Raw genomic sequence first — 8,990 nt, 5'->3', positions numbered from 1 at the left:
GGGAGCAACGGCCCACACCAAAGGGGCACCACCTGTCTGCAGGAACGGCGGGGCCAGCAGGCGGGTGGGAGGCTCGGGCTCAACCGGCCTTGCCTTCAGGCCCTGTGTGTCGGAACGCCGGCCGGGCCGGGATTCCTCGGCCTGGGCTGGACAGATGCGGCAAACGGGTTGGTGGGTGGGAGACGCGGCCTGGGCCGAAGCAGCGGCGGTAGGGACTGCGGGTGCGTCACGCCTGTACCAACGGTTCCCTCCTGAACAGCCTGCCCAGGATCGGTGCGTTCACTTTGCGGGTCGTCAGCCTCAAGGCCTCCCATACCGACACCTGGTTCGCCGTCAGCACCGGCTTCGCCAGTTGTTCCTCCAGGGAGGCGATGCTCGACGCCGTGTGCAGTGCCGTGTCCGGGAGAAGCAGCGCCTCCGCGTCCGCCTGGTCGGAGTCCTGGGCCAGCGCCGCCACCTCCTCCTCGCTCCACTCCCCCACTTCCGCCGCCGTGATGATCCCGGCACCGTGGAGACCCGTCACCTCGATCCCCGCCGCCCTCAGGAACTCCGCGAACAGTTCGGCCACGTCCGCCGGGTACGTCGCCCCGATCGCCACCCTCCGTACCCCCAGCTCCCGTACCGCGTGCACAAAGGCGAACGACGTCGACGACGCCGGCATGCCCGCGGCCCGGGCAAGGGCGCGTACCTGTTCATGCGCGCCCTCCCACCCGTACACGAAGCTGCCGCTGGTGCACGCCCACACCACCGCCTCCGCGCCGCACAGCCGCAGCTCCTCCACGCCCGCCGCGAGACGGTCCGCCGAGCCCATCTCCAGGAGCGCGTCCACCCGGTGCGCGTCCTCGCCGATGTCCGTATGGACCAGATCCAGCCGGATGTCACTGCCGAGCATCTGCTCGATGCGCTGGTAGTCGTCCTCGGCGGAGTGGCCCGGGTAGAGGAATCCGAGTGCCGTCATGTCCAGCCTTCCTGCTCTTGTCGCCTGCGCTGCTCCTGCTGCTCCTGCCGCTCCTGCCGCTCTCTCGGCAGCACCGGGGGCCATGCGCGCGCCGACTCGTCCAGCAGCGCCTGATACGGCCCCACCGCCCGGGTACCCAGTCGACGCAGTGCTGCCCACATCGTTACCTGGTTGGCCGAGATCACCGGGATGCGCAGTTCCGCCTCCAGCTGTGCGATGACGTCGTACGTGGGGAGGTTCGTGCAGCTGATGAACAACGCCTCCGGCCGCGTCCCTTCCGTCGCCTGCCTCGCCATGTCCGCCACAGCTCGGTACGGGACCTTCCAGATGTGCCGGGTCAGGCCCATGAACGCGCATCCCGTGACCGTGACGCCCGCCTCGGCCACGTACTCCTCCAGTGACCGCGTCACCGACACCGTGTAGGGCGTGACGAGCGCCACCCTGCGTACGGAGAGTTCCATGAGTGCCTCCAGCAGTGCTCCCGAGGTCGTCACCGCCGGGACCTCGCCCGCCCGTGTCATCGCCTCGCACATCGCCCGCTCACCGGCGACACCTCCGACGAAGCTGCCGGAGGTGCAGGCGTAGGCGACGATCTCGGGGGCGATGACGTTGAGGGTGCGTACCGCGTCGCCGAGTGTCTCGTGCTCGCTGACCAGGCGGGCCAGGTGGAGGCTGACCTCCACGGGGACGTACGGGGTGCGGGTGAGGTGGAGGGACACCTCGTCCGGGACCCAGCGCCACAGCTCGCGGTCCAGAGCGAAGTCGAAGGGGGCGACCACGCCGACACCGCGCTGCGGGCGCGGTCCACCGAGAAACGACACATCCATGACAGACACCGACCTCACAGTGAGGAACGACGTGGCAACGGACCGTACGCGACGTCCGTGTTGACGAAGGTAGGTTCGGGTGCGAGCGTGGTCAATCCGCGCATGTCAGACGCCCAGCCATCCAGCCTCCCCGATCGGAAACGGCTCTCGATGCCCGCGCCCCCCACGCTCCTCGTCCTCGACGCCGACCCACCACCCCGCCTGGGCCGGCTCACCGGTCGGGCCCGGATCGTGCACGCCGACGAGACCACTCTCGCCGGGCAACTCCCGTACGCCGATGTCCTGCTCGTCTGGGACTTCGCCTCGCACGCCGTGCGGGCCGCCTGGCCGGGCGAGGGGGCGCGCCCGCGCTGGGTGCACACCGCGAGTGCCGGTGTGGACCATCTGATGTGTCCCGAACTCGCCGTGTCCGACACCGTGGTGACCAATGCGCGGGGCATCTTCGACCAGCCCATCGCCGAGTACGTCGCCGCTCTCGTTCTCGCCATGGCCAAGGATCTGCCGAGGACCCTGGACCTCCAGCGGCGGCACGAGTGGCGGCACCGGGAGTCTCAGCGGGTCGCCGGGACGAAGGCCTGTGTCGTCGGGTCGGGTCCCATCGGGCGAACGATCGCCCAGTACCTCAAGGCACTTGGGGTGACCACGGCGGTCGTCGGGCGCACCCCGCGTACCGGTATCCACGGGCCCGACGACCTCAACCGGCTGATGGCGCGCGCCGATTGGGTGATCGCCGCCGCTCCCCTCACCGCCGACACGCACCACATGTTCGACAGCCGCCGTTTCGGCGTCATGCAGCCCTCGGCGCGCTTCATCAACGTCGGCCGGGGACAGCTCGTCGACGAGACCGCGCTCGGCGAGGCGCTGTCGAAACGGTGGATCGCGGGTGCCGCGCTGGACGTGTTCGAGCACGAACCGCTCACGTCCGGCAGCCCCTTGTGGGAGGCGCCCGGACTGGTCGTCTCCCCGCACATGAGCGGCGACACGGTGGGCTGGCGCGATGAACTCGGCGCGCAGTTCGTCGAGTTGTACGAGCGGTGGGAGGCGGGGAAGACGCTGACGAACGTCGTCGACAAGCAGCGCGGGTACGTACCGGGGCACTGACGCACTACCGGAGGGGCCGACGATGACCGAGCGCGAGTCCGAACCCACCGAGTTGGCCGAACTCACCGCCGTCCAGCTCCTCGACGGTTACCGCAAGGGCGAGTTCAGCCCCGTCGACGCCACCCGCGCCGCACTGGAGCGGGCCGAGCAACTCCAGCCCGTCGTCAACGCGTTCGTCCGGATCGACGCGGACACCGCGCTGGCGCAGGCCCGCGAGTCCGCCGACCGGTGGCGGCGCGGTGAGCCGGCGGGGCTCGTGGACGGCGTGCCCACGACTGTGAAGGACATCATCCTGCTGCGCGGCACCCCCACCCTCCGTGGCTCCAAGACCGTTGACAGCGGCGGCAGCTGGGGCGAGGACGCGCCCTCCACCGCCCGGCTGCGCGAGCACGGCGCCGTCTTCCTCGGCAAGACGACCACCCCCGAGTACGGCTGGAAGGGCGTCACCGATTCGCCGCTGTCCGGCGTCACCCGCAATCCGTACGACACCTCGCGCACCGCCGGTGGGTCGAGCGGCGGGAGCGCCGCCGCCGTGGCGCTGGGCGCCGGGCCGCTGTCCCTCGGTACGGACGGCGGGGGCAGTGTCCGTATCCCGGCGGCGTTCTGCGGGATCTTCGCGCTGAAGCCGACGTACGGCCGTGTCCCCCTCTATCCCGCCAGCGCCTTCGGGACGCTCGCCCACGTCGGGCCGATGACCCGGACCGTGGCCGACTCGGCGCTGCTGATGGATGTGATCAGCGGGCCCGACTCCCGTGACTGGTCGGCGCTCGGGCCGCCGGGCTCCGGTTCGTGTGCGGGCTCCCTGTCCGGCGGGGTGCGGGGGCTGCGGGTGGCCTACTCGCCCTCCCTCGGCGGTCAGGTCGCGGTGCGTCCGGCGGTGGCCGGCGTGGTCCGGCGGGCGGTGGAGCGGCTCGCGGAACTCGGCGCGTACGTCACCGAGACCGACCCCGACTTCGCCGACCCGGTGGACGCCTTTCACACCCTGTGGTTCAGCGGGGCGGCCCGGGTCACCCAGCGGCTCGGGGCTCGGCAGCTGGAGTCGCTCGATCCCGGGCTGCGGGAGATCCGGGCGCTGGGCGGTCGTGTCAGCGCGCTCGACTATCTGGCCGCCGTCGATGTCCGGATGGAACTCGGGCGGCGAATGGGCCTCTTCCATGATTCGTACGACCTGCTGTTGACCCCCACTATGCCGATCACCGCGTTCGAGGCGGGAGTTGAGGTGCCCGTCGGTTCGGGGCTGCGGCGCTGGACGGGGTGGACTCCGTTCACGTACCCGTTCAACATGACGCAGCAGCCCGCCGCGAGCCTCCCTGTGGGGGTCGACGGTGACGGGCTGCCGGTCGGGATGCAACTCGTCGCGGCCCGGCACCGGGACGACCTGGTGCTGCGGGCCGCGCACGCACTGGAGGAGGTGCTCACGAACGACGGACTCAGGCCCGGCGGAAGCTGAGCGTCTCCCCCGCCGCGCCCGACCGCCACAAGTCGTTGCACGCCTGAGCCATCTCCGGCAGGCCCTCGACCACCTCGCCCCACACCGTGCCCGGCACCCAGCCCACATCGCCGTTCAGCAGCAGGTTGTTGCGCTCGTAGAACAGGGCCAGGTCCACCAGCGTCGTTCCGGGCCTGACCTCGCGGTCGTAGCCGTACGCCTTTGTTCCGAGCTCCGCTCCGGCGAATGCGAAATAGCAGAGATCTCCGGGGATCGGGGTAACTGTCGGATTTTCCAGGGGTGGTCCCGATTTCGCGAACGGCGGGAAGAGAGCGTATATCTCGTTGCGCGCGTACTTGGCGTGGTAGACGTCGCCGGACAACGGCAGGGCGTTCCACACGGTCTCGCAGGTGATCGGGGCGCGGTCGGTCAGGAGTTTCGCCGTGCAGTGGATCGCCCGGGCGGCCAGTGACACTTCGATGTATCGATCATCACCCTTGTGTTCCATGCCTCTCATGCGTTCCCCGCATTCCCGGGTGCATAACTTGTGCACTCTCGGGTAGCTGCGCGGCCATGGCTCCATCACTCGAACCACCAGGTATGAGACGCCGGTCGCTGCTCGCGAGGGTAGCGGCGCTCGGCACGGTCGGCTCCCTCGGCACCGTCGGCTGCAGTCGCGTGGCCACGGCCTCCGGCGTCGAGGGCGGTGACCTGCTCGAGCGGCTTCGGGCGCAGGGTGTCGTACGGCTCGGTATCGCCGGGGAGATTCCCTTCGGATACATCGACAAGAACGGCGGACTGACCGGCGAGGCACCGGAGTTGGGAAGGGCCATCTTCAAGCGGCTGGGGGTGGACCGGGTCCAGCCCGTGCCCACCGAGTTCGGGTCGCTCATTCCCGGCCTGAATTCCCAGCAGTTCGATGTCGTGGCCGCCGGGATGTACGTCAACGCGGAACGCTGCGAACAGGTGATCTTCGCCGACCCCGACTACCAGATGCTCGATTCCTTCATCGTCCGCAAGGGAAATCCCAAGGGTCTGCACGACTACCGGGACGTTGTCGAGAAGAAGGCCAGGTTCGCGACCGGCACCGGATATGCGGAGATCCAGTACGCCGTCGAGGCCGGCTACAAGGAAAGCGACATTCTCATCGTGCCCGACCAGGTCGCCGGGCTGAACGCCGTCGAGGCCGGCCGTGTCGACGTCTTCGCCGGTACGGCCCTCACCACCCGGGCCGTCGTGAAGAAGTCCCGCAAGGCGGAGGCGACCAAGGCCTTCGCCCCGCTCGTCGACGGCAAGCCGCACGTCGACGGAGGCGCGTTCGCGTTCCGGCCGACCGAGACGCGGCTGCGGGACGCCTTCAACGTCGAGCTGCGGAAGCTGAAGAAGAGCGGGGAGTTGTTCCGCATCCTCAGGCCGTTCGGCTTCAGCCGGGCCGAGATGACCGACATGACCGCGAAGGAGTTGTGCGGCCAATGACTCCGGGACTCTGGGAACTTGTCATCAAGGGAGTCTGGGTCACCGTCCAACTCCTTGTGTTCAGCGCACTGTTGGGCGCCGTCGTCGCCTTCGTCGTCGGGATCGCGCGGACCCACCGGCTGCGGTCCGTGCGCTTCCTCGCGGGCTGCTACACCGAGGTGTTCCGCGGGACCTCGGCACTCGTGATGATCTTCTGGGTGTACTTCGTGCTGCCGCCGGCCTTCGGCTGGCAGCTGGTGCCGACGTGGGCGGGCACGCTCGCGCTCGGGCTCACCTACGGCGCGTACGGGACGGAGATCGTGCGCGGGGCGCTGACCGCCGTCGAGCCGGCGCAGCGTGAGGGCGGGATAGCGCTCGGGTTCACGCCCTGGCAGCGGATGCGGCTGATCCTGCTGCCGCAGGCGGTGCCGGAGATGATCCCCTCCTTCTGCAACCTGCTGATCGAGCTGCTCAAGGGCACCGCGCTGGTCTCCGTCATGGGCATGGGTGATCTGGCCTTCAGCGGCAATCTGGTGCGGCTCGCGCTGCAGGAGAGCGCGGAGATCTACTCGTACATCCTGGTGATCTACTTCGTGATCGCCTTCCTCCTCACCCGGCTGATGCGCGGCCTGGAGAAGCGCCTGAAGGAGCAGCTGGCCGGACAGGCCGCGGTACGGACGGCCCGTCGGCCGGTGGGGCAGCCGACGGGAGGTGTCGCGTGAAGTGGGACTGGAACGCCGTACGCGACTTCATGCCGCACCTCTGGGACGGGCTGCTCGTCACCCTCCAGGCACTGGCCCTCGGGTCGCTGATCTCCTTCACCCTGGGGCTGGTCTGGGCGCTGCTGATGCGGACGCCGACGCGCTGGGTGCGCTGGCCGGTGGGGGTGGTCACGGAGTTCGTGCGGGACACACCGCTGCTCGTGCAGTTGTTCTTCCTCTTCTACGTCCTGCCCGAGTGGGGCATCGCCGCCTCCGCGCTGACCACCGGTGTCGTCGCGATCGGGCTGCACTACTCGACGTACACGATGCAGGTCTACCGCGCCGGCATCGAGGCCGTGCCGCCGGGCCAGTGGGAGGCGGCCACCGCGCTCAGTCTGCCCGTGCGGCGCACCTGGACGGCGGTGATCCTGCCGCAGGCGGTGCGCCGGGTCGTACCGGCGCTCGGCAACTACGTGATCGCGATGCTCAAGGACACACCGCTGCTGATGACGATCACCGTGCTGGAGATGCTCGGCGAGGCGCGGCTCTTCTCCCAGGAGCACTTCCAGTTCACCGAGCCGCTGACCGTGATCGGCGTCGCCTTCGTCCTCATCTCCCTTCCCGCCTCCCTTCTCGTCCGAACCCTGGAGCGACGTCTTGCCGGCTGACACCCACACTCCTGTAGACGCACCCCCGGAACTGGTCCGGCTGGACCAGGTCACCAAGCGGTTCGGTGAGCAGACCGTCCTCGACCGGCTGAGCCTCTCCGTCGAGGCGGGGCGGCATGTCACGCTCATCGGTCCGTCCGGGTCCGGCAAGACGACGATCCTGCGGATGCTGATGACGCTGGCCAAGCCCGACGAGGGCACGATCACCGTCGACGGGGAGCAGTTGTTCCCGGCGCCCGAGAAGCGGGTGCGCGAGGTGCGGAAGAAGATCGGGATGGTGTTCCAGCACTTCAACCTGTTCCCGAACATGAGCGTGCTGCGCAACGTCACCGAGGCGCCCGTCACCGTCCTCGGTCTGCCGAAGGACGAGGCGGACGCGCGCGGGCGGGAGCTGCTGGAGCTGGTGGGCCTCGCGGACAAGTGCGACGAGCGTCCGTCCCGGTTGTCGGGCGGGCAGCAGCAGCGGGTGGCGATCGCGCGGGCGCTGGCCATGCGCCCGCAGGTGCTGCTGCTCGACGAGGTGACCTCGGCGCTCGACCCCGAGCTGGTCGCGGGCGTCCTGGACGTGTTGCGGGACATCGCCCGTACCACCGACATCACGATGCTCTGTGTGACCCACGAGATGGGTTTCGCCCGGGATATCTCCGACCAAGTGCTGATGTTCGATTCCGGCCATGTGATCGAGTCCGGTCCGCCGGAGAAGATCTTCAGCGATCCGGAGCGGGACAGAACGCGCGAATTCCTCAGCGCGGTGCTCTGACCGTGCCGTAAGGGCGCCGAAAACACTCTCTTCATGCCTATGGCATATGCCAGATGAACACGCCCCTGTTGAGAGGCCGCAACCAGGGCGACAATCTCGCCAACGTCCCCTCCACGTGCAGCCCTTGGCGGCTATCGTGGAGGGGATTGGCTGTCCGGATCACGGCTAAAAGCAAGCCAGGGGGAACACCGTGGCTCTCAAGCACGAGCCGACCGCGCCGCTCCACTCCGCCCAGGACGCTCTGCGCGTCCTGGAAACGGTGGCGCAGCACTCCGCCGGTGTCACCGACGCCGAAATCGCCCGTCAGACCCGCCTCGGCACAGACCGGCTCACCCCCCTCCTGCGCATGCTGCGTCGCGAGGGATACGTCGAACAGGCCGCCGACGGTTCCTACGTCACCGGCACCACCCTCAGCCGCCTCGGCTCCACCCACGGGCACGACCAGGCCCTGCGCACCCAGCTCCAGCACACCCTCGACCGGCTGCGCGACTCGGTGGGCGCGGCGATCTACATGAGCCGGTACGTCGACGGCGAGATCCATGTCACCCAGTGCGCGGACAGCGCGGCGACGCCCGCCGTCAACGAGTGGGTCGACTTCCGCTCGGCCGCGCATGCCAGCGCGATCGGCAAGAGCCTGCTGGGGCAGCTCGACCACAACAGCCGCCGCGACCATCTCGCCCGCCACAAGCTGGCCCGTCTGACCTCGCGCACGATCACCAACGAGCGGCTCCTGCTCTCCCGTCTGGAGACCCAGCCGCCCACGGTGCCGGTCCTGGACCTCCAGGAGTACGCGGTCGGCACGGTCTGCGCGGCGGTCCCGATCACGGCCGGCTCCACGGTCGGCTGCCTCGCTCTCTCGCTGCCGGTCCGCCACGCCCACCGCCTGCGCCAGGCGGCGGACCGGCTGAACAGGGGTGCGGCGCCCCTGCTGCTCTCGCTGGCCATCTGAGGGCGCCTCCACCTGGTCCGGAGCACTGCGCCGGACCAGGTAGTATTTTTCCTGTCGCCAGCCGCGAGAGCGGTCGGCGAGAGTCATGCGCCGCTAGCTCAGTTGGTTAGAGCAGCTGACTCTTAATCAGCGGGTCCGGGGT

Annotated in this window: 10 protein-coding genes; 7 read left to right on the top strand and 3 right to left on the bottom strand. The window is 69.3% G+C overall.

Going from position 1 to position 8,990, the window contains the following annotated elements; all coding sequences use genetic code 11:
• Positions 1 to 226: 226 nt before the first annotated feature.
• On the bottom strand, positions 227 to 958 hold the full coding sequence (locus RB628_RS36100) for a decarboxylase (RefSeq protein ID WP_318324863.1): 732 nt from the start codon (positions 956 to 958) through the stop codon (positions 227 to 229).
• A complete protein-coding gene (locus tag RB628_RS36095) occupies positions 955 to 1,785 on the bottom strand; it encodes a decarboxylase (RefSeq protein ID WP_318324867.1) in 831 nt (276 codons plus the stop codon). Before RB628_RS36095 ends, RB628_RS36100 begins: the two co-directional genes overlap by 4 nt.
• 150 nt (positions 1,786 to 1,935) lie before the next feature.
• On the opposite strand from RB628_RS36095, the gene RB628_RS36090 reads away from it, so the two are divergent.
• Both RB628_RS36090 and RB628_RS36085 read left to right on the top strand, forming a co-directional pair.
• Positions 1,936 to 2,886 (top strand): D-2-hydroxyacid dehydrogenase, encoded by a 951-nt coding sequence (locus tag RB628_RS36090; protein WP_318324862.1) that lies wholly within the window; start codon positions 1,936 to 1,938, stop codon positions 2,884 to 2,886.
• Between the two features lie 22 nt (positions 2,887 to 2,908).
• On the top strand, positions 2,909 to 4,336 hold the full coding sequence (locus RB628_RS36085) for an amidase (RefSeq protein ID WP_318324861.1): 1,428 nt from the start codon (positions 2,909 to 2,911) through the stop codon (positions 4,334 to 4,336).
• Here the strand turns inward: RB628_RS36085 and RB628_RS36080 are convergent.
• Positions 4,317 to 4,832, bottom strand: coding sequence for a DUF3830 family protein (locus RB628_RS36080; RefSeq protein ID WP_318324860.1), 516 nt, complete (start codon positions 4,830 to 4,832; stop codon positions 4,317 to 4,319). The two genes, RB628_RS36085 and RB628_RS36080, sit on opposite strands and share 20 nt — an antisense overlap.
• 56 nt (positions 4,833 to 4,888) lie before the next feature.
• Between RB628_RS36080 and ehuB the strand changes: the two genes are divergently transcribed.
• The 5 genes from ehuB to RB628_RS36055 all read left to right on the top strand — a co-directional run bounded on the left by ehuB (position 4,889) and on the right by RB628_RS36055 (position 8,848).
• Positions 4,889 to 5,791, top strand: a complete 903-nt coding sequence (gene ehuB / locus RB628_RS36075) for an ectoine/hydroxyectoine ABC transporter substrate-binding protein EhuB (protein ID WP_318324859.1) — start codon at positions 4,889 to 4,891, stop codon at positions 5,789 to 5,791.
• Positions 5,788 to 6,492 (top strand): ectoine/hydroxyectoine ABC transporter permease subunit EhuC, encoded by a 705-nt coding sequence (gene ehuC, locus RB628_RS36070; protein WP_318324858.1) that lies wholly within the window; start codon positions 5,788 to 5,790, stop codon positions 6,490 to 6,492. Before ehuB ends, ehuC begins: the two co-directional genes overlap by 4 nt.
• On the top strand, positions 6,489 to 7,139 hold the full coding sequence (ehuD, locus tag RB628_RS36065) for an ectoine/hydroxyectoine ABC transporter permease subunit EhuD (RefSeq protein WP_318324857.1): 651 nt from the start codon (positions 6,489 to 6,491) through the stop codon (positions 7,137 to 7,139). The genes ehuC and ehuD overlap by 4 nt, the downstream gene beginning before the upstream one ends.
• Complete coding sequence (gene ehuA / locus RB628_RS36060; RefSeq protein ID WP_318324856.1) at positions 7,129 to 7,899, top strand: ectoine/hydroxyectoine ABC transporter ATP-binding protein EhuA; 771 nt, start codon at positions 7,129 to 7,131, stop codon at positions 7,897 to 7,899. Before ehuD ends, ehuA begins: the two co-directional genes overlap by 11 nt.
• A 190-nt stretch (positions 7,900 to 8,089) precedes the next feature.
• Positions 8,090 to 8,848: an IclR family transcriptional regulator gene (locus RB628_RS36055; RefSeq protein WP_318324855.1), complete on the top strand. Its 759-nt coding sequence runs from the start codon at positions 8,090 to 8,092 to the stop codon at positions 8,846 to 8,848.
• The last annotated feature ends 142 nt before the right edge of the window (positions 8,849 to 8,990 follow it).

Origin of the sequence: Streptomyces sp. ADMS (assembly GCF_033441795.1) — a bacterium.
Classification (GTDB): domain Bacteria; phylum Actinomycetota; class Actinomycetes; order Streptomycetales; family Streptomycetaceae; genus Streptomyces.
This window is presented reverse-complemented; position numbering and strand designations above follow the sequence as displayed.